Source organism: Bacteroides sp. 90-K9/2 (genome assembly GCF_047310725.1).
Lineage (GTDB): Bacteria > Bacteroidota > Bacteroidia > Bacteroidales > Bacteroidaceae > Bacteroides > Bacteroides vicugnae.
Genome location: NZ_JBCGVL010000012.1, coordinates 86,364 through 108,820, shown reverse-complemented (window position 1 = coordinate 108,820; position 22,457 = coordinate 86,364). Strand labels below are relative to the sequence as shown.

At 43.6% G+C, this 22,457-nt stretch carries 11 protein-coding genes; all 11 read left to right on the top strand.

Annotated elements, in window-relative coordinates:
• The first annotated feature begins 75 nt into the window (after positions 1 to 75).
• From AAHJ11_RS20100 to AAHJ11_RS20050, 11 genes are read left to right on the top strand one after another with little or no spacing between them, the layout of a single operon-like run.
• Complete coding sequence (locus AAHJ11_RS20100) at positions 76 to 2,478, top strand: glycoside hydrolase family 2 protein (protein WP_148365491.1); 2,403 nt, start codon at positions 76 to 78, stop codon at positions 2,476 to 2,478.
• A gap of 5 nt (positions 2,479 to 2,483) precedes the next feature.
• On the top strand, positions 2,484 to 3,452 hold the full coding sequence (locus AAHJ11_RS20095; RefSeq protein ID WP_148365490.1) for an ROK family protein: 969 nt from the start codon (positions 2,484 to 2,486) through the stop codon (positions 3,450 to 3,452).
• A gap of 5 nt (positions 3,453 to 3,457) precedes the next feature.
• Positions 3,458 to 4,036, top strand: a complete 579-nt coding sequence (locus AAHJ11_RS20090; RefSeq protein WP_148365489.1) for an SIS domain-containing protein — start codon at positions 3,458 to 3,460, stop codon at positions 4,034 to 4,036.
• A 22-nt stretch (positions 4,037 to 4,058) separates the two neighbouring features.
• Positions 4,059 to 5,660 carry a hypothetical protein gene (locus AAHJ11_RS20085; RefSeq protein ID WP_148365488.1) on the top strand — a complete coding sequence of 534 codons (1,602 nt, stop codon included), beginning with the start codon at positions 4,059 to 4,061 and terminating at the stop codon, positions 5,658 to 5,660.
• A 48-nt stretch (positions 5,661 to 5,708) separates the two neighbouring features.
• Positions 5,709 to 6,863, top strand: coding sequence for an MFS transporter (locus tag AAHJ11_RS20080; RefSeq protein WP_148365487.1), 1,155 nt, complete (start codon positions 5,709 to 5,711; stop codon positions 6,861 to 6,863).
• A gap of 12 nt (positions 6,864 to 6,875) precedes the next feature.
• On the top strand, positions 6,876 to 8,975 hold the full coding sequence (locus AAHJ11_RS20075; protein ID WP_148365486.1) for a glycoside hydrolase family 36 protein: 2,100 nt from the start codon (positions 6,876 to 6,878) through the stop codon (positions 8,973 to 8,975).
• Positions 8,972 to 12,481, top strand: a complete 3,510-nt coding sequence (locus AAHJ11_RS20070; RefSeq protein ID WP_148365485.1) for an alpha-galactosidase — start codon at positions 8,972 to 8,974, stop codon at positions 12,479 to 12,481. Before AAHJ11_RS20075 ends, AAHJ11_RS20070 begins: the two co-directional genes overlap by 4 nt.
• A 37-nt stretch (positions 12,482 to 12,518) precedes the next feature.
• Complete coding sequence (locus AAHJ11_RS20065; RefSeq protein ID WP_258978992.1) at positions 12,519 to 14,267, top strand: hypothetical protein; 1,749 nt, start codon at positions 12,519 to 12,521, stop codon at positions 14,265 to 14,267.
• 28 nt (positions 14,268 to 14,295) lie between these two features.
• Positions 14,296 to 17,550, top strand: coding sequence for a SusC/RagA family TonB-linked outer membrane protein (locus AAHJ11_RS20060; RefSeq protein ID WP_148365483.1), 3,255 nt, complete (start codon positions 14,296 to 14,298; stop codon positions 17,548 to 17,550).
• A gap of 19 nt (positions 17,551 to 17,569) precedes the next feature.
• Entirely contained in the window at positions 17,570 to 19,408 is a 1,839-nt protein-coding gene (locus AAHJ11_RS20055) for a RagB/SusD family nutrient uptake outer membrane protein (protein WP_148365482.1), read from the top strand.
• A 12-nt stretch (positions 19,409 to 19,420) separates the two neighbouring features.
• The gene (locus AAHJ11_RS20050) at positions 19,421 to 22,453 is read left to right on the top strand and encodes a SusC/RagA family TonB-linked outer membrane protein (RefSeq protein ID WP_148365481.1); all 3,033 of its coding nucleotides are present in this window, start codon (positions 19,421 to 19,423) and stop codon (positions 22,451 to 22,453) included.
• The last annotated feature ends 4 nt before the right edge of the window (positions 22,454 to 22,457 follow it).

Sequence of the window (22,457 nt, the reverse complement as noted above, 5' to 3'; positions counted from 1 at the left end):
AATGAGACCGTTATGTAATACTATAAAAATACAGCACTAGTTACTTTGTCACACCATCAATTAAATCTATTAACAATGAATAAAATCAGTACACTACTATTTTTGATATTTCTCACTTGTACAAGTGGTGTTTTTGCCGATTCCGGTAATTCCATCTCCTTAAATGGAACATGGGAACTCTCTTATTGGATGCAACCTGAAGAACCTATAACTTCGCCCAAGGACATGCAACTCGCTGAAGTAAAGCATCTACCAGCCCAAGTCCCCGGTAATGTAGAACTGGACCTAATGGCTGCCAACTTAATCAAAGATCCGATGATTGGCAGTAATGTAAATGAATTACGCAAATGGGAAGGCTATCAATGGTGTTATTCCAAATCATTCGTAGCGCCACAACTAAAATCAGGGCAACAATATCAACTCTTTTTTGCCGGAATAGACTGTCTGGCCGATATATGGCTGAATGGAAAGCACATTGGCAAAGCAGAAAATATGATGATTGAACATGCTTTTGATGTAACTAAGGAAATAAAAGCAGGAGAAAGTAATCAACTCCAAGTGATACTCCGTTCATCTGTTATCGAAGGACAAAAACATCTGTTAGGGACATTCAGTATTGGAAACTTCCCGTCTGAAGAATCCGTATTCATCAGAAAAGCTCCCCACACCTATGGATGGGACATTCTGCCACGATTAGTCAGTGCAGGTTTGTGGAGAGATGTAGAATTACGCGTATTGAATTCGGCACGTCTCACAGATGTTCACTATATGGTCGCCAATGTAGACACTGCTACCAGAAATGTACGCTTATATACTGATGTACAAGTAAAACTACCTTTCGAAAAGTTCGACAAAGTGAAAGCCGTATATACATTAAGTCGCCATGGGAAAGAAATATATAAAGGAAGCTCTGTTGTCGTTTCCCCAGCATTCCGATATATAATGGAAATCAAGAATGCTGATTTATGGTGGCCAAAAGGATATGGAGAACCGGCTTTATATGATGCAAAAGTAGAGTTAGTAGATTCTGACGGCACTATTTTATCAACAGATAATAAACGGGTAGGTCTCCGCACGATTCAACTAGAGATTACAGACATCAACCTCCCACCGGATCATCCGGGTAAGTTCTGTTTCATTGTCAATGGAGAACCTATTTTTATCCACGGAACCAATTGGGTGCCCATGGATGCACTCCATAGCCGGGATCATTCTTTCGTAGACGAATCTATCCGCATGGCTGTAGAATTAAACTGCAATATGATACGTTGTTGGGGTGGCAACGTGTATGAAGATCATCATTTCTTTGATTTATGCGATGAAAACGGCATTATGGTATGGCAGGATTTTACAATGGGATGCACTTTCTATCCTCAACGCAGCTCATTTACACAAGCATTGGAAAAAGAAGCCATTTCCGTTGTGTGCAAATTACGCAATCATCCATCACTCGTCTTATGGTCAGGAAATAATGAAGACGATTGTGCACTGCGCTGGTCTTTGCAACCATTTAATATTAATCCGAATCTGGATGTAGTGAGCCGTAAGGTCCTTCCGGCAGTTATTTATGAGTTTGATCCTACCCGCCCTTATCTTCCTAGCTCTCCTTACTACAGCCAAGCGGTATATGAAAGAGGAAGTGCTGACCAATATTTACCGGAAAACCATTTATGGGGTCCCAGAGGATATTACAAAGACAAATTCTATACGGATGCTACCTGCTGCTTTGTCAGTGAAATCGGCTATCACGGCTGCCCTAATTTAGAAAGTCTCCAGAAAATGATGACGAAAGATGCCGTATATCCCTGGACAAAAAATCATGAATGGAATGATGAATGGGTTACCAAATCTGTTCGTAGATTCCCAGAATGGGGAAAGACATTCGATCGCAATAATCTTATGATTAATCAGGTACGTTTACTTTTTGGTGAAGTTCCCTCCAAACTGGATGATTTTATATTCGCTTCTCAATCCGTACAGGCAGAAGCTATGAAATATTTTATAGAAATGTGGCGTGGAAAGAAGTTTGAGGACAAGACTGGTATTATCTGGTGGAACCTGCGGGATGGATGGCCGGTGATCTCTGATGCGATTGTTGACTACTACAATTCAAAGAAGATGGCATATTATTTCATCAAGAATGTTCAACAGGATGTTTGCGTACTAATCAATGATGCGGAAGGCGGAAATTACCCACTGATAGGAACGAATGACACACGCAACGTACAAAGTGGTAATGTAACGGTAACAGATGCATCCTCGGGACGTAAAATCTATGAGAGCACTTTCCGTATTCCAGCCAATCAAAAGGTCAGAATAGCCTCACTACCGGAAGAAAGCGGTCAGGGAATCTATCTGATCCAATACCAGATCGGTAATCAGAAATTCATGAATCATTACCTATACGGCAAGGCACCTTTCAACCTGAAAGAATACAAGCGGCTGTTACAAAAAATCGGATTATACGCTAAAAAATAATATTTATGAAAGAGAACTTGTTAGGAATTGACGTAGGAGGCACCAAATGCGCCATCATCTACGGTATCAAAGAAAACGACGAGCTACATATCATCGACAAAAAGAAATTTGATACGACCACAGTCGACGAAACAATAGCCAGAATTCTCTGTGAAACCGAAAAGATGATGAACCTTCACCAGCTAACCCCTACTAACACAAAAGCGATTGGAATCTGTTGCGGAGGTCCTCTCAACAGTGAAACAGGCATTGTGATGTCTCCCCCTAACCTACCGGGATGGGACAACATCCCCATTGTGGCAATGGTGAAAAAAAAGACGGGCATTAAAAGCAGTCTACACAATGATGCCAATGCCTGTGCTTTGGCCGAATGGAAGTTCGGGGCAGGAAAAGGAACTAAGAATATGGTCTTTCTCACATTCGGTACGGGACTGGGAGCAGGATTAATATTAAATGGCAAACTGTATACAGGCACCAATGACAATGCCGGAGAACTGGGACACATCCGCCTGTCGGATTTCGGTCCGGTAGGTTACGGTAAAAAGGGCTCTTTTGAGGGATTTGCCAGCGGTGGAGGTATTGCTCAACTCTCCAAAATGTATGTGATGGAGAAATTGCAGACCGGACAGAAAGTTGAATGGTGTACCTTACAGGAACTAGATCAGCTTACTGCCCGAAAAGTGGCTGAAGAAGCTGCCAAAGGTGATAAATTAGCCCAAAGCATATATGAGACGTCTGCCATTTATCTGGGAAAAGGATTATCCATAGTAATCGACATCTTGAATCCGGAAGTCATTGTGATAGGTGGCATCTATACTCGGAATAAAAATATGATGGAACCCATCATGCAAAAGATAATCGATCAGGAGGCATTATCCTGTGCAAACAAAGTATGTAAAGTGAAACCAGCCGCTTTGGGAGAGCAGATAGGAGATTATGCAGCTCTTTCTGTAGCCGCGAACTTAACCGATTAACTATTATGAAAGAGCTTATTGAAACAACACTGGAAGAGGCTCGGCAAACGTTGGAGAGTTTTCTTGAGGAAGCAACAACAGTCGGGGTAATTTCACAGGCAGCCTCTACCTGCGCTGAAGCATTAAAAGCCGGAAATAAGATTATCAGCTGCGGTAATGGAGGTTCCTTATGTGACGCCACCCACTTTGCAGAAGAACTAACCGGACGTTACCGCAACAACCGCATCCCGCTACCGGCAATTGCAATCAATGACCCGGCTTACATGACCTGTGTGGGAAATGATTTTTCGTTCAACGAGATCTTCTCCCGCTATATAGAAGCTATGGGATGTAAAGGAGATGTATTATTGGCCATCAGCACAAGCGGACATTCCGAGAACATACTGAAAGCTGCCGTACAAGCACACAACAATGGAATGAAAGTGATAGCGCTGACTTCAAAAGGAGAGAATGAACTGTCACGACTAGCAGACATTGCAGTCTGCGCCCCACGAGCAGCACATTCTGACAGAATACAAGAAATTCACATCAAAGTTATCCACATTCTGATTCAGGCAATTGAGGCAGAATTAGGCTTTGAATAATAACCTACTAAATTTAATCAATATGGCAATGAAAATGACACATATCAGTAAAACTCTATTGAGCATTGTTTGCACACTTTGGGGAATGTCCGCCTGCTCGGATGATTATAACAAATATGACGATTGTCCGGCTTGCAACTATTATCCTGTTGCAGTAGGGAATTCAACAGGAACTCCGGTTCATGCTATCGGTGTCGAGATGGATCCGCACTTCTTCTCACAAAACATCACCCGCAATGATGGTTCAAAGGCTGAAGATTGGGAAAATATAGTTGTACAACGGGTAAAGAAAATGAAAGTACAGCAATTCCGAATCATGATGCAGCCACAATGGTGGGAACCCTCCAATGACAACAACGATCCTAATGTCGCGGATATGAGCAAATTCACTTTTGATTCGGAAGAAATGCAGTCTGTATATAAAGTATTGGATCTGGCCCAGGAGAATAATATCGGAGTGACATTAGTCGTATGGGGAGCCATTACCAATATCGACTTACTATCAGGCATTAACAATGGTCAAAAGCATTTCTTGTGTGATGCACGAAGTTATAACGTTAATCCGGGTTGGATTGCCGGTATAGACAACTATGAAGAATTTGCAGAAAACTTCTCCACAATGGTGAAATACCTGATTGAAGAAAAGCATTATACCTGTATCAATCAAATTACTCCATTCAATGAACCTGACAGTCATATACCAGGTTACGGCCGCATCATGTGGCAAGGTGATTTTGAAACCATGGGTTGGCAGGACACCTACGCCCCCATGGTGAAAGCACTGGATGCCAAGTTTAAAGCAGATGGAATACGTAGTAAGGTACACTTCAACCTTTCTGACAATACAGATGGTACACCCGGATATATCGCTGCCTGTGTTTCCGCTTTCACAAACGATGAAGCCGACCTGTATAACTCTCATGTATACAAGTTTGACTACAACACCCCTAATTCGACTCTCGTAAATTGGGAACGTCAAAATATAGCTTCTGCAGGAGGTAAAAGACATTTTGTTGGAGAATTCGGTTTCCCTGGATACGGAAGCGCCCGCCAATATGGTATAGACACATATACGCGAGGGGTACAGCTAATCCGCGTTGCTCTGAACTACCTGAATGCCGGTGCTTGCGGAGTAAGCTACTGGAGTCTGATCGATCAATATTATAACCGCAATGCCTCCTATTCGGAAATGCAGCAACTCGGTTTATGGAAATATCTAAAATCCGCTTATACCGAAGATCCTGATGTATATGCCAAAATCAAGGAAGACTACGAGGTACGTCCTCAGTACTATGCATATAGTCTGTTGACACGTTTTGTCCGTCAGGGCGACGAAGTATATCCATTGGATCTCGGCGACGAGTTGATAGCCGGAAGTGCTTTTCTCAACACAGAGGGAAAATGGACGTATGTACTTTCCAACGCTACAGACAAAGACAAGATGATACAGTTGGAAAATGATAAAGAAGGTGCCAATGGAGAATACAATGTCTACAAATACATGGAAGGACGCCTACCGGAAGGTGATAATCTGATAGAATCAACAGAAACGGTCAACACGCAAGAGAATAACCTAAAACTTAAATTATCTCGTTCATCAATCAGGGTATTAGTACAAAAATAGAAGTATATATACCCACCAACCAAGTAATTTATCATCAAAAGTACGCGAATGAAAAAAGAAATATCCATAGTAAAAATGCTCTCCGTCATGTTCGGATTCTTCGTTATGGGATTTGTTGACATTGTCGGAATAACCACGAGCTATGTGAAGAATGATTTCAGCCATCTCACCGATACGATGGTTAATCTCATCTCTCTATCCTGTTTCTTGTGGTTCCTGGTGCTTTCTATTCCCACCGGAATGTTAATGAATCGCATCGGACGCAAGAAAACCGTACTACTTAGCTTCGCATTCCATGTATTAGCCATGTGCCTTCCACTCGTTGCATACGACTTTACCGCCATATTAATCGCATTTGCCTTGATAGGTATCGGTAACACTCTATTGCAAGTTTCACTCAATCCATTAGTAACGGATGTCGTTGCAAACGATAAGTTGACAGGTACATTAACCCTAGGGCAATTTGTCAAAGCAGTCAGTTCATTCCTCGGTCCTATCCTGGCAGCTTGGGTGACTGGTAGTTTTTTCGGATGGAAAATGATATTCCCCATTTATGCCGGACTGTCACTGCTCGCTTTGATATGGCTATGGCTTACGCCTATACAAGAAAAACAACAGGAACGGAAGAACATTTCTTTCAAAGTCACTCTTGAATTATTCAAAGACAAATACATTCTTGCTTTCTTTATCGGTATTCTCGTGCTGGTAGGTGTAGACGTAGGTATCAATATGACTTTCCCTAAATTCCTGATGGAACGTTGCGATCTACCACTGACAGATGCAGGAATGGGAAATAGTGTGTATTTCTTCGCCCGCACTGTAGGAGCCTTTTTGGGTGGTCTCCTACTGATGAAATATTCAGAAAGCAAATTCTATATTTATAGCGTCTGGATAGCTCTCGCAGGATTGATACTGATGACCATTAGCACTAATCTCTGGTTTATCCTCGGATGTGTAGCAGTTTTCGGGATAGGATATGCCAATCTGTTTTCCATCATCTTCTCTCTGTCTTTGAAACGTGTTCCCGAGAAAGCGAACGAAGTATCTGCACTTCTTATCGTCGGTGTATCCGGCGGTGCCGTCCTCCCGCCTATTTTAGGGGTAATCACTGATTCATTCCACAGTCAGTTATCTGCAATTATAGTACTTGCCATTGTATGGTGCTATCTGATCGGAATAATGAGAAAAGTAAAAACCACATAAACCTATATTCTAATGAAACATTTCAAGAAAATCGAATCGAAATTCCTGTTCTCATTACTGATTATGAGTGTGTGGAGCATCATAGCCGTGGGTCAGACGACGGCTAAAATCTCCAAACACATTCCTGAAATCGAAAAATGGATTCAGAAACAATTCGCTAAAGGAAAAACACCTCCGTTCTCGTTTATATGTGACGGGAAACCTTCCGCAGAATTTATCCGCCAATGGGACTATTCCCAGCAAAAGATAGAATCCGAAGAAGCGGATGTGATAAAGTATCTCTTTACCTACTACAATCCTACCAACGGACTGAAAGTAGAATGTACCGTAAAAGGCTATCCCAGTTATCAGGCTGCCGAATGGGTATTGAACTTCACCAACAAAGGTACGAGCAACTCTCCCACTCTGGAACAAGTGAAAGTGGTGGACCTTGCCATGCAATACGCTTCTAAAGGAAAATTCAAGTTACACTATGCAGACGGAAACCATATCTCCAAATATGATTTCCATCCACGTTCGGTTACTCTGGCAACGGGTGAAACCAAACAGATGTCTCCACAAGGAGGACGCTCTTCAGAAGGGGACTATCTTCCTTTCTTCAACATTGAATCACCTGCCGGACAGGGAGTCATATTAGGAGTAGGCTGGTCGGGCACCTGGTATGCAGATGTATGCGCACAAGATAATCGTACAATATCCATGGCTTCGGGAATGAAAACCATGAAATTATACTTACGTCCACAAGAAACAATTCGTACCCCAAGTATCAGTCTGATGTTTTGGGAAAATATCGACCGGATGGCAGGACACAATAAATTCCGCCGTTTTGTCCTGGCACACAAGTCACGGAAAATCAACGGAAAATTTGCCGAATATCCTCTTTCCAGCGGATTCAACTATCGGGACCCCGCACCTTGTACGGAATACTCATGCCTGACAGCCGATTATGCCATTGCCATGGTGAAACGTTACATACAGTTCGGATTGAAGCCCGAAGTATTCTGGCTGGATGCCGGATGGAACACCGATGCTGCAGACTTCGAACATGGCAAGACCTGGGCCAACACAGCCGGTAACTGGACTGTAGATACATTGCGCTTCCCCAAAGGACTTCGTCCTGTAGCCGACGAAATACACAAAGTAGGAGCTAAATTCATGGTCTGGTTCGAACCCGAGCGTGTCATCCGTGGTACCCAATGGGCGGTAGAACATCCCGACTGGATGCTCGACATTCCCGAACACAACAATGACACCTACCTACTGTTCGATCTGGGAAATCCGGAAGCCTGCCGCTGGATGAGTAAATATATAGGTGATATGCTCGAGGAAAACGGCATAGACTATTACCGTCAGGATTTCAATATGCAGCCGGATATCTACTGGGCAGCCAACGATGAGCCCGGACGTACAGGAATGAAAGAGATACGCCACATCGAAGGACTATACAACTTCTGGGATTATCTGTTGAACCGGTTCCCCAACCTGCTCATAGACAACTGTGCCAGTGGGGGACGACGTATTGACTGGGAAACAATCGGCCGAAGCGCACCACTATGGAGGAGTGATTATTATCATTACGACGATCCGGACGGCTACCAATGTCACACGTATGGCCTGAATTTCTTCCTGCCTTTACATGGAACAGGTAGTTTACAGACCGATCCGTATTCTTTCCGCTCAAGCGTCAGCACAGCTTTGATTTATAACTGGAAAATAACCGATAAAAATGCCTCCGTTTACGAAATGCAACGTTGTCTGAAAGAATTCCACGAAATCAGACCTTACTATTACGAAGATTATTACCCACTGACGGGTACAGAAGACATGACACGGGATGATATCTGGCTAGCCTATCAAATGCATCGTCCGTCGGACGACAGTGGTATTATCGTTGCTTTCCGCAGAACCACCTCCAAAGACAAACAAATCACCGTCAGACTTTCAGGAGTGGATCCGGAAAAATACTATACAGTGACAGACATGGATAGCCGACAGAGCAAAATCTATCAGGGAAAAGAACTGGCCAGTCAATTGCCACTGATCCTCGAAAAGCCACATAGTTCCTTACTACTAAAATATAAAGTTACCAACGAAAAACCGAATAAAGAATGAAAAAAAGAATACTATATTATCTATTCATTCTGCTTCTGTTCCCTCATAATGGAACAGGACAGACGGTAACCCGCATGAGCGACCGCCCGGTAAACACCAGCCAATGGATAACCACCCACTTTGCCCGCGGTGTGGTCCCTCCTTTCTCTTTCGAATATGGAGGTAAACCTTCACAGGAATTTATCAAAAGCTGGTCTTATACGGCTACGCGTCAGAAAAGTGACGATCCTAAGGTTCTGAAATACCTTTATACTTATCGTGAACCATCCGGAGGATTAAAAGTAGAATGTGAAGTGAAAGGCTTTACCAACTTCAATACGGTGGAATGGGTACTCCGTTTCACCAACCAGGGAAAGAAAAACACGCCGGAGATTGCCAATGTAAAAGTGTCTGATATCACATTCCGCTACCAGCATCCGGGAGCATTCAACCTTCATCATTCCGAAGGCAGCCATGCATCCAAATCAGATTTCAGCCAGCAACTTACAATCTTGTCTCCGGGTGATAATCTTTATATGAGACCGGAAGGTGGACGCTCTTCACAAATGCGTATGCCATTCTTCAATATTGAATCTCCGGCCAATCAAGGAGTTATCGTAGCCATCGGATGGACAGGAACCTGGTTTGCCGATGTGTGCTGTGCAGACCAACAAAGCGTAGCGCTTACCTCCGGAATTGAACGTTTGAAAACCTATCTGTATCCGGAAGAGAGCATCCGCACTTCCAGTGTATGCCTGTCATTCTGGAACGGTTCCGACCGGATGAAAGGACACAACCAGTTCCGCCGTTTCGTGCAAGCCCACCACACTTGGAAAGTAGATGGTAAACCGACCGTATATCCAATATCGACCAGTTTCAACTACGGTGATCCTACTCCCTGTAATGAATATACCTGCCTGACTACAGATTATGCCATTGCTATGGTGAAACGGTATGAACAATTCAAATTAGTACCCGAAGTATTCTGGCTGGATGCCGGATGGTACAATCACTCGGCAGATGTAGCCAATCATAAGAATTGGGCGAACACCGTAGGAAACTGGACCGTCGACTCTATTCGTTTCCCCGAAGGGTTACGCCCCATCGCCGACGAAGTACATAGAGTTGGTTCCAAGTTCATGGTATGGTTTGAACCGGAGCGTGTTATGAAAGGATCAGCCTGGGCACTGCAACACCCTCAATGGATGCTGGATGCCAGAGGAAAAGCCAAACAGGAAGACTGGACAAAAGATGGTGAGCACGACTCTTATCTATTTAATCTCGGAAATCCGGAGGCATGTCGATGGATGAGTAAATATATCGGAGACTTCCTCGAGGAAAATGGCATAGACTACTACCGCCAGGATTTCAATATAGAGCCGGAGGGTTTCTGGGCTGCCAATGATGAACCTGGCAGACAAGGTATCTGCGAAATCCGATACATTGAAGGACTTTATTCTTTCTGGGAATATCTGCTGAACCGCTTTCCGGGCTTGCTGGTTGATAATTGTGCCAGTGGCGGACGCCGTATCGACCTCGAAAGTATCTCACGCAGTGCACCGATGTGGAGAACAGACTACAGTTATGGAGAACCAATCGGTTATCAATGCCATACCTACGGATTGAACTTATACCTTCCCCTGCATGGTACAGGAACTGTGAGTGCCGATAAATTCACTTTCCGTTCCAGCCTCGGAACCTCTATTATCTACAACTGGAAAATAACCGAAGCCGGACAATCCATCTATGATATGCGCGACCGCCAGGCAGAGTTCAAAGAGCTCCGTCCCTATTTCTATGAAGATTACTATCCGTTGAGTGGAATAAACAACATTACCTCAGAAAATATCTGGCTAGTATACCAACTTTATCGCCCGTCGGATGACAGCGGATACATCGTAGCTTTCCGCCGCAAAGACAATCCGGACAAGAGCTATACTGTCAATTTATCAGGACTACACCCTGACCACACTTATATACTCACCAATAAAGATACAGGAGAGGCTATAAAGAAAACCGGTAAAGAACTGGCTAACGGCTTCACGCTGACACTGGATAACCCGCAAAGTAGTCTGATAATCAAATACCAAAGTTCAACAACTGCCATACAGAAACTTTCTGTAGGAAAGAAAACCGGTGTAAACCTCCGTGCTATAGGTGCAGAACTAGATCCTCACTTCCTCTCACAAAATGTGACCCGCAATGATGGAGCCAAAGCTGAAGACTGGGATCGCATCGTTGTGAAGCGTGTCAAAGAAATGGGACTGCAAAGCTTACGGGTGATGGTGATGCCACAATGGTATGAACCAAAGAATGACAATCCGGACGCATCCAAAATCGAGTGGCATAATTTCACATTCGACTCTTTAGAAATGCAATCACTCTACAAAGTATTGGATATGGCACAAGAACAGAAAATGGAAGTCACCCTTGTACTTTGGGGAGCCCCTCCGGGACATTTCCTGGCCGAAGGGAATTATGGTAACTGGGTAGTAGCCCCGACTAACTATGAAGAATGGAGCGAGAACTTTTCTGCACTTGTACAACACCTGCTCAACAACAAAAAATACACGTGCATCAAAGAGATTACTCCGATCAACGAACCAGATTGGTCATATATCATCAAAGGTAAAGCTGCTCCCACCGCCGACTATATTGAAATGTGTAAAGTACTCGACAGACGTTTCAAAGAGGATGGAATACGACATAAAGTACATTTCAGTCTTTCTGACAATTCGGACGGAGGTACAGGAACGCATAAATATCTGGCAGCCTGCACGAAAGGACTGGCGAACGTTGCTGACGTATTCAACTCCCACACCTATATCTTCGGCTACGAAACTCCGAACTCCACAATTCTGGATTGGGAAAAACAAAACTCTCAATTGGCCGCTTCAGTTGGAAAAGTCCATTTCATCGGTGAATTCGGAGGTAATCAATGCGTAGGTGCCACCAGACAAAAAGATATCGACTTGTATGAACGAGGAGTACTCATGACACGCATAGTCATCAATCTACTCAATGCAGGAGCAAGCGGTGTTAGTTATTGGAGCCTGATAGACCAATACTACGGTAAAGATGCAGACTACGGAGCAATGCAGCAACTGGGTTTATGGAAGTATGTAAAAAAGACATACGCTTCGGAACCATACTACAACGATATCAAAAGTGATTACGAGGTACGCCCGCAGTACTATGCCTATTCTCTGTTGACACGTTTCATACGCCCGGGAGCTGAAATCTATCCGATAGCAACACCGGAGGAATGGTATGCAGGAACTGCCGTCCGGAACACAAACGGCAAATGGGTGTATGTCTTTGCCAACGGAATGGATCAGGAGAAAACAATAAGCCTCATCAACAAACATGCGCAAACCAATGGGAATTACAAGGTTTACCGGTATACCAAAGACAGTCTGCCTGTTACAGACCAAATGCTGCCTCCGGATGCCGAACCTCTAAAGGTAAAAGATGAAATTCAATGCTCTATACCACCTCATTCAGTGGTTGTCTTAAAACAAGAATAACGATGTACTCTATTTATTCATTAAACAAATAGTATTTATGAAAACACATTTCTACATTTTATTAATGCTTGGAATGGTATTCCTTTTGGGATGTGAAGACGAAAAGTTAGGCACAGACCTGGGAGTAACCAATGTAGTGCTTCCGGACATTTCGGAAGAATCCCTAGGCACAGAGATTACCATTCAGGGAAATGGCTTTATTGACTGTGATGTACTGGCACTTTCTCCTTTATCAGGAGGGACAGAACAGCCCATCTACATGGAAACCAGAGAAGTATCCTCCGACCATATTACGGTACTATACCCCTCTACTGCAAACAAAGATTCTTATGGACTTGTATTAGTACGTGGTAGTAAAATGCGAACATTGGGAGTCATCAACAGTACTGTAGGAGTAATGCCCGATGAGAACTTGCGCAATGCCCTCTCTGCTCTCTTCCCCGATATATTCAAAGGAGAGAAGATTTCTTCCAGTGCGAAGTATGTCACATTCACTGATGGCGCACTGGATATCAGCGATAAGAATATCACTTCTTTGGAAGGACTCGAGTATTTCAGCAACATCCGTAAACTGATCTGCAACAACAATGATATAAGCGAAATTCCTGCTGAAGTTCTGTCCAGGCTGTCCGAATTGACTGCACAAAACACAGGATTGACTAAACTGGAACTGGCTACTGTAGAACATCCGAATAGCACATTGGTTTCTCTCAACATAGACGGAAGCATCCAACTAGAATCTATCGATCTGTATTACTGTTATACCATTGAAAGATTCTCTGCTCTAAACTGCAAACTGGTCTATTTGGATGTACGTAACTACCACAGCATCTATGGCGGATGTCTGAACTATAACAGTACAGACTTCAAATTTACTTTCAGTGACGATGCAAGCAAAGAACGACTTCTGAAAATGGAATCTTGGTGGATGGACTCATACTATAGCAATAGCGGTTCTATCGTAGATGCCATCAATAATGGAGTGACAGTGGAAGGGTACGATTGGATGCACGACTATCCGGATGGAAACAACAACTACTATTACAGTTACGGAAAATATCAGAAAACATTGAAAAAGTACGGGGAAATTCCTGATATAAACCTACGGAATGCCCTCAAAGCCTTGGTTCCGGATGTCTTCGAAGGGGATAAAGTTCTGACAGTGGCAGCTCTGAATACAGAATACTTCAAGAACAACACAACTCTTGATCTTAGCAACAAGGGAATCACCAATCTGGAAGGGTTGCAATACTTCTGCGGATATAAGAGCCTCATCTTGGACGGTAATAATCTGGGAGAGATCGACCTAAGTAAATATGCAATCAGCACCAGCTATACAGCAGGTCCGGTAGATGAGAAAGGCATTCAATCTTTCAGTGCTAAGAACGCAGGATTGACCAAGTTTATTTCCGGAGACCAGTATATGATAACCTCTATTGATGTAAGCAATAATCCGGGGCTGACATATCTGGATATAAACCGTTGCAAGTCCATCACAACATTAAATGCATCCGGTTGTCCGCTCGTTTATGTCGATCTGCGTAATTTGGCAGGCACTTATTCTGTTTTAGGTTATTCCGGAGGAACAATAGATCCTTCGAAAGTTCAGTTCTCATTTACTAACAACTCTTCAACTCAAAGAAAACTATTAGTAGAAGAGTGGTGGATGGATAGCTCATGGAATGGCACAAGTCCTTGTATTACCGCAAAAGACCAAGGTGTCCGGATAGAACGCTATGAATACATAGGATACGACAAGGACAAAATGTTGAGTTCATTTAATTAGACAGAAAATAATCTTAAACGTTATAGTTATGAAAAGAAGTTATTGGCTATACAAAATGTGCCTGTTGCTCGGGTTGGGAATCTGTATTCCCGTTACAGGAAATGCATCAGATATTGGAGATGCTACCCTGATACAGCAACAGTCCAAGATAACAGCCTCCGGAGTCGTCGTGGACGAGTCCGGTGAAAGCCTGATCGGAGCTTCCGTCATGGAAAAAGGAGCAGCAACGAATGGTACTATTACAGACATAGACGGTCGTTTCTCTTTATCGGTTGCTCCCAACGCAATACTGGAGATCAGTTATGTAGGTTATCAAAAACAAGATGTACCTGCAAAAAAAGACATGCGCATCATTATGCATCCGGACGTAGCGAATCTGGAAGAAGTTGTAGTAGTGGCTTACGGTACCCAGAAAAAAGTTTCTGTCATTGGCTCCGTTGCTTCCATCGACCGAAAAGAATTGATGAAGTCTTCATCGCCCAACTTAAGCTCCGCTTTATCCGGAAAGCTCCCCGGACTGACCACTATCCAGACTTCCGGTGAACCGGGACGTGACGAAGTGACCATGTTCCTTCGTGGTGCAGCCACCACAAACGGTACAAATCCATTAATCATGGTAGATGGAGTAGCTGTAGACGATATGCGTTCCATCGATCCGAACGAAATCGCTAATATTTCCGTATTGAAAGATGCTTCCGCAACGGCAGTATTCGGTGTACGAGGTGCCAATGGAGTTATAATGATCACCACCCGGAGAGGTGAAAAAGGAACTGCCCGTATCAGTGCCAATGTAGAATTCAGTATGCAGGAAATGGCCTTCAAACCCGAACGCCTGGACTCATGGGATTGGGTAAGACTTCGCAATGAAGCACTCACTAACGATGGGAACTCTGCCGAGTTCTTCGGACCGGACATCGACAAGTTCGACTCATGGAAAACAGGTAACCCCGTAGATCCTGATTTCTATCCGAATAATAACTGGCAAGATATCTTATTCAGAGATTATGCACCTATGACCAGAGCTAACATGAACGTTTCCGGAGGTTCGGACAAACTTCAGTATTTTGTAAGTGCAGGCTACCTGCATCAGGGAGGTATGTTCAACGTAGAACCTAAATCCAAGTTAGGTTACAATGCCCAGTCTTCATTAGACCGATACAACTTCCGTTCAAATATTGACTATAAAGTCAATAAGTCAGTGAAGATCAACTTAAATGCCTCCTCTTATCTGGAACGGATCAACGGGACTTCTGCAAGCATGACAAGTGTATTCAATAGTGCTCTGACTTCACGGCCTACTTCCATGTATCTGACTCCGGAAGGTGCATACGCCACCGACGCTATACGCACCTTCCCTATCGGAGCCGGATTATCTGTAGAAGATCCTGCCAACAATTCGTTGAGCGCATATCCTTTAATCAACCGTTCGGGTTATCAACTGGAGACCAGATCGGGAATCAATGTCATCGGAGGAGTGGAAATTGATTTGGGATTTATCACCAAAGGGCTCTCTGTCAAAGGACAAGTATCTTTCGACTCCAAAGGATTCGGCAAAACAATAGGAAAACGTTCCTACACCTGGTATACCTATCAGACGTTAGCTTCAGGAGAACATCTGTTTATCAACCGGCATCCTAGCCTGGAAGATGAAGATGGTCCAATCGAGCTGACCAAGTCTTCCGAGTCCTATTGGACAATGAACCTGCAAGCGCAAATCAACTACAACCGTAGTTTTGCTGAGAAACACAATATTACTGCCATGTTCCTGGCACAGCGGGATGTTAAAGAATCTAAAGAGACATCAGGTGATCTGCTACTGCCTTATAATGTAATCGGTATTGCAGGACGTGCAACCTATGATTATGACAGGCGTTATTTTGTAGAAGTAAATATGGGTTACAACGGTTCGGAGCAATTCTCTCCAGACAAACGATTCGGATTCTTCCCCGCCGCCTCTCTTGGTTGGTTAGTAACTAACGAAAGCTTTCTTCAGGATAATCCAGTCCTGACGAATCTGAAATTAAGAGCTTCTTGGGGAAAAGTAGGAAATGATGCATTTACAACCAGTGACGGAAAGCCTGCCCGCTTCCTTTATCTGGATAATATCAGTCAATATTCCGTAGTAACAGACAGTAAAGGAGACCACTGGTTATCTCCTAGTTTGGGGTACGCTTCCAACGGTTCCGGCTGGGGACAAGGTTACAAAATCGCCGAAAACTACATAGGAAACAAAAGTATCACATGGGAAACAGCTGAAAAACAAAATTATGGTATAGACATATCTTTGTACCATGATCTTTCTTTCTCGTTCGACTACTTTGTTGAAAAAAGAAAGAACATCTTGATCATCCCTCAAACTACTCCTATGATTCAAGGTCTGCCCTCCTCTGCCCTTCCATTGATGAACGATGGTGAAGTCAAGAACCAGGGATTTGAGATGGTACTCGGATATCAGAAGCAATTCAAGAATGGACTATCCGTTTCTGCCAATGCAAACTTCAGTTATGCCAGAAACAAAGTTTTGGAATATGACGAACCGCTATTAGGTAAGGATTATGCATACCGCACCCGCACCACCGGATTTTCATTAGGACAAAACTGGGGATATATTATCGACCACAGCTATGATCCCGAAAAAGGCCGTGACGGAACCGGTTTCTTCTACAGTGATGAAAGTATCGCCAAAAGCGGACTGACTTACGAAGGTGTAGGAACACCGGAACCCGGAGACTTTATTTATAAAGATCTCAACGGAGACGGTGTGATCAATGACCGTGACAAAGCTCCTATCGGCTATTCATCTCTGTTACCCCGCATCAACTACGGTTTCTCTTTATCTGCCAATTGGAAAGGATTCGATGTTTCCATCATGTTGCAAGGAGTAGGCCAATACAGCAAGACTTATTCGGGAGCCGGTATCTACGAAAGCAGTGGCAACTTTTACAAAATGCACATGGGACGTTGGAGCGAAGAACGCTATAATAATCATGAAAAGATTACATATCCCCGTTTATCCAGCAGTGGCGGGCCAAGCTTACAGCCCAATGATTTCTTTATCATGGATGCCTCCTATATACGTCTGAAAAATGCAGAAGTAGGATATACATTACCGGAAAGCATCAGCAAGAAAATCGGTGCATCGAATGTACGTTTCTATTTAAGCGGTAACAATCTGTATACATGGACTCACCTCAAAACCGATAGCTTCGATCCGGAACAGAACGGTCCGGCAGCTTATCCGACAATGCGCACTTACAATGTAGGTTTAAATATTACATTTTAACGGCTAAAACAAACCCAATATGAAAAAAAGATTTATTTATATATGCATGTTTGCTTCTCTGCTCACATTCAGTTCTTGTAACGAAGCATTGGATGTAGCTCCTGACGGAAGATTATCGCTGGATGAAGTATTTCAAGATCCTGATCTGACCAAAGCTTATTTCAGCACTTGTTTTGACTACCTGCCCAAAAAGAGTTTGCGATATCACTTCTGGAGCAACTATCCTGTGGCACTTAGTGACGAAGCATGGGATTGCACAGATGGTTCCGGCGGTGGCTTTGCACATGCCGCATCAGGTAACTGTACTACTACAGACTTCTATCTTGATGTTCGTAGAGACATGGGTGATACCTACTCGGAAGGAGGATACTGGCAATTATACTGGGGACAAATCCGCACCATCAACACATTCCTCCAACGGGCAGCCACTGCTGCCATCCCGAGCGAAACAGATCGTGACCGCTGGGTAGCGGAAGCTCATGTACTCCGCGCTTATTTCTATATGGAACTGTTGAAATGGTATGGTCCTGTACCTATTGAAAAGGAGCCTTACGGGCTGGATTATGATTTTTCAACCTTATCACGCCCCAGCTTTGAGGACTGTGCCCGCTTCATTGTAGACGATTGCGAAACAGCCCTTAAATCAGCCAATCTTCCCTGGAGGCTGACAACGCTCAACGAAAAGATCAGAATGACCAAAGGCATCGCAATGGCTATCCGTTCCGAAGCATCTTTGTTTGCTGCCAGCACTTATAACAATGGTGGAAAGGATCTATGGGAATGGGCTTACACGATCAATAAAGACTGTTTGGAACAATTGAAAGCCAACGGCTACGAACTCTATACTAAATGTTCGGATACGGAAAAGTATTATAACAATGCTTATATGGAGTACTTCACGCTCAATAACTACATTGGAACAGATCCCAGTGACAAAGAAACAATCTGGCAAAGCACAGAAGGTTATTGGCCCGACCCGTATACAAATCCTTTGTATGATGTTATCGGAGCACCGGTATTAGGGAATGCCCAACTCACCATTGTGCCTTCTCAGGAGTTAGTAGACGCCTATGATATGTTAGCAACCGGAAAACCAATATTGGATTTGTCAAAACCTTATAATGATGAGAAGCATCTGTCTCCTAATTACAATCCCAATAGTGGTTATGATCCTGCAAATCCCTATAATGGACGCGATTTACGTTTACAGGCTACTGTTTTTTACAATAACAGTCCAGTTCTGTTAGGCAAAGAACCGGCAGTTGTAGAAACATATGTAGGAGGAAACAGCGAAATCCGTACCAGTGGAAATACCAACACACGTACCGGTTATTATTGGAGAAAGAGAATGGTGAACGGTAACTGTAAAGCAGCCGGAGTGGCTGGATATGACGGACGTTTCCGTTTCTATCGGTTAGGCAAAATCTATCTGAACGCAGCCGAAGCAGCCATTGAAAGCGGTCATCTCACCGAAGGTCTGGGATGGATCAATGAAATCCGCCACCGGGCAGGCTTTGATCCCTCGGTTGATTTGTCTACAAATGATAAGAACGAAGCACGCTTGTTAGTACGCCATGAACGTCAGGTAGAACTGGCTTGCGAAGAAGACAGATATTTCGACATCCGCCGCTGGACACCAGCAAATGAGAACATGGAAAACGAGAAGTTTACCACAGGTATGAAAATCACCAAGAATGGAAATTCATTCTCTTATGAAAGAATTATTTTAGGAACAGACGGCGGCAAGCCGAGTAAAATGAGTTACGAAAAGAAATGGCACGTATATCCTATCCCTGCCAGTGAAGCAGCCGTATTGGAAGGCACAACGGGACAGACGTGGCAAAATGCAGGATGGTAATCATAAAACAGAATGTATATGAAAAACAGAATAATCACACTTTTGTGCATCGTATGCCTGTTTGCGGGCAACGAAGTATGCCGGGCACAAGTGCAAGAAGTAATATCCGGTGTGGTGCGGAATGAGAGCAACGAACCCTTAGAGGGTGCAATCATTTCTGTTCCGGACAATCCCGAATACACCACAAGCAGTGACAAAGACGGAAAGTTCATCATGGAAATACCGTCAGAAGCCAATATGGCAGTTTGTAAGATTCCGGGATACCGGAACCAGACAATGAAACTCACTCTGAACAAACCGGTTGAATTTCGCCTGGTATCAGATATCGCCGGTCAGGATACACCTATCGAAGTAGCTATGCTACAAAAAGAGAAAAAAGGAAGTTATACCGGAGCTATCTCTACTGTTCAGGGAGACGAATTGGCAAAAACGCCCAATAGCGGATTTTCAGCCACACTGACCGGACGTTTGGCCGGGTTGACCTCTATCCAGTCAACCAGCACACCGGCCGACGATGCAACAACGATGTATATACGTGGCCTGAACTCTATAAATGGTAATTCACCTTTGGTCGTGCTCGACGGAATTCCGGCTCCACTGTTCGACATGAACACACTTGATGCCAATGCTGTTGAATCTGTCAGTATTCTGAAAGATGCCGCAGCTAAAGCATTATATGGTCCCCGGGCTTCCTCCGGAGTGATTCTTATTACTACCAAAAGAGGAGAAATAGGACGTACCAAAGTAAATGTAAACATGGACTTCTCTATACAGCAGGCTACCCAGCGCCCCAAAACAGTAGGTACAGGTGAATATGCACAGATGCGTAATCAGGCACTACTCAATGATGGTGGCACTTCGCTTTATTCTTTATATGAAATAGCAGGATTCACAGATGGGACTATACCCGGACATGACTGGTATGACACCTTTATGAATGATGCAGCCAGTATGCAACGTTACAACATCAATATCAGCGGAGGTAATAACCGGGTTAAGTATCTTGTTAATGCCGGCTATCTTCACCAAAACAGCCTGATTGACGCAGAGAAGAACGACAACTATAACCCCGCGCTCAAATTGCATCGTTTCAATATCCTAGCCAATGTAGACGTTACTCTGCACCGTTATCTGAATTGTTTCCTCAATACTAATGTCACTATCGACCGGATGAACCAAGGGTATAATGGAACAGGAGATATTATGAATTCAATCTATCAGATGGCTCCCACCGTACCGGGACCTGTCACCGAAGATGGAAAGGTAATTACCACAGAATATAACGAATACCCTACTTACGGACTTATCAACCGTTCCGGATATAGCCACCGGACAGGTATCAACCTGAATGTCGCCTATGGAATGAACTTGGATCTGGGATTCCTGACCAAAGGATTAAGCGTAAAAGGAATAGTAGGTTACGAAGCAAACTATGACGGTACAATCTACGGTTCTACCGACTATGCACGTTACGCAGCCAATGGCAACGGGCTTTTCGGTACACACACCACTCTTCCTCTAAGCCTAAGTAAGACTGCCAATATGCGTTATTTTATCAACTTCCAGGGGTTTGTCAACTACAACCGTACTTTTGGAGAAAAGCATGAAGTAGACGCATTTATCAGCTATTTCAATGAGAATATGATGAAAAACGGAGATCTTCCATACGACCGTTTGTCACTGATGGGACATCTCAAATATGGTTATGGTTCACGGTATTATATACAGGGAGATTTCACTTATGACGGTACGGAACAGTTCAAACCGGGCAACCGTTTTAAATTCTTTCCGACGGTATCCGCCGCCTGGGTGGTATCCAACGAAAGTTTCCTGAAAGACAGTGGCTGGTTGTCTTTCCTCAAAATACGTGCGTCTGCGGGCTGGCTGGGAAATGACCAAATATCCGCAACACGTTTCCTGTATGCTACCGATGTACGTTATCAGTTGCAAGGCTATTTGTTAAGTAACTACTATGCAGCTCAAACAGTAGAAGGTATGCAAGGTAATCCATATATCCACTATGAAAAGTCTTTCCAGCAAAACTACGGAATTGATATCACTCTGCTCAATTCATTAAGTTTCACATTTGACTACTGGAACGTAAAGCAGACCAATATGGCTATCCAAGACAATAGTATCTCTTCTGCACAAGGTATTGCCAGTAATTATCTGCCCTTCGAAAATCTAGGTAAGATGAATAACAAGGGATTCGATGTCGAATTATCTTACACCAAGAAGCTAAAATGCGGATTAAATATGACATTCAGAGGCAACATGGGATACAATAAAAACGAAGTGATTGATGTCAAAGAGTTAAATCGTACAACCAGCGGATATTACTATCCATATCGTAAGACCGGTTATTCTGCCGGACAGCAGTTTGGCTATCTCATTGACTACTCCAACGGAAACGGATATTATAACAGTCAGGAAGAAATAGACAAGAGCGGACTCCGATTCTCCGGAGCTTCTCCCCGTCCGGGCGACTTTATCTACAAGGACCTGAACAACGACGGAAATATCGACGAACGCGACCAAGCCCCAATGGATAAAGCACAAACGCTACCGACCATCGCCTATGGCGGATCTATCCAATTAGAATATAGGAACTTTGATTTATATGTTCAGTTGCAGGGCGTGTCGGGCACAGCCGCCTATTATAGTGGGTGCGGTATCTTCGACAATAGCTATCAAGGCGTGTACACCGACCTGCACCGTAATGCATGGACAGCAGAACGTTATGCTGCCAATGAAGAGATTTCCTACCCGGCTCTGACCACCGGAAACTCTTCCAGCCTCCAAAGCAATGAGTTCTTCTATTCTAAGAATAACTATTTGCGAGTAAAAAATGTAGTATTAGGATATACATTGGCAAAACGTTGGAGCAGTAAACTAAAACTGGAGAAGATGAGATTTTATATCAGCGGTGCCAACCTACTGACTACTTCATCTCTTAAGTTTGACAATCTGGACCCTGAACAATATGCTTATACCGCATATCCTATTTACAGAACATTTAATATCGGACTTAACTTGAATTTCTAAAGAC

Bases quoted from the DNA above. Each gene is read 5' to 3' on its own strand.
- AAHJ11_RS20085 (WP_148365488.1), top strand. From the start codon at position 4,059: ATGGCAATGAAAATGACACATATCAGTAAAACTCTATTGAGCATTGTT.
- AAHJ11_RS20090 (WP_148365489.1), top strand. From the start codon at position 3,458: ATGAAAGAGCTTATTGAAACAACACTGGAAGAGGCTCGGCAAACGTTG.
- AAHJ11_RS20075 (WP_148365486.1), top strand. From the start codon at position 6,876: ATGAAACATTTCAAGAAAATCGAATCGAAATTCCTGTTCTCATTACTG.
- AAHJ11_RS20050 (WP_148365481.1), top strand. From the start codon at position 19,421: ATGTATATGAAAAACAGAATAATCACACTTTTGTGCATCGTATGCCTG.
- AAHJ11_RS20065 (WP_258978992.1), top strand. From the start codon at position 12,519: ATGAAAACACATTTCTACATTTTATTAATGCTTGGAATGGTATTCCTT.
- AAHJ11_RS20100 (WP_148365491.1), top strand. From the start codon at position 76: ATGAATAAAATCAGTACACTACTATTTTTGATATTTCTCACTTGTACA.
- AAHJ11_RS20060 (WP_148365483.1), top strand. From the start codon at position 14,296: ATGAAAAGAAGTTATTGGCTATACAAAATGTGCCTGTTGCTCGGGTTG.
- AAHJ11_RS20055 (WP_148365482.1), top strand. From the start codon at position 17,570: ATGAAAAAAAGATTTATTTATATATGCATGTTTGCTTCTCTGCTCACA.
- AAHJ11_RS20095 (WP_148365490.1), top strand. From the start codon at position 2,484: ATGAAAGAGAACTTGTTAGGAATTGACGTAGGAGGCACCAAATGCGCC.
- AAHJ11_RS20070 (WP_148365485.1), top strand. From the start codon at position 8,972: ATGAAAAAAAGAATACTATATTATCTATTCATTCTGCTTCTGTTCCCT.
- AAHJ11_RS20080 (WP_148365487.1), top strand. From the start codon at position 5,709: ATGAAAAAAGAAATATCCATAGTAAAAATGCTCTCCGTCATGTTCGGA.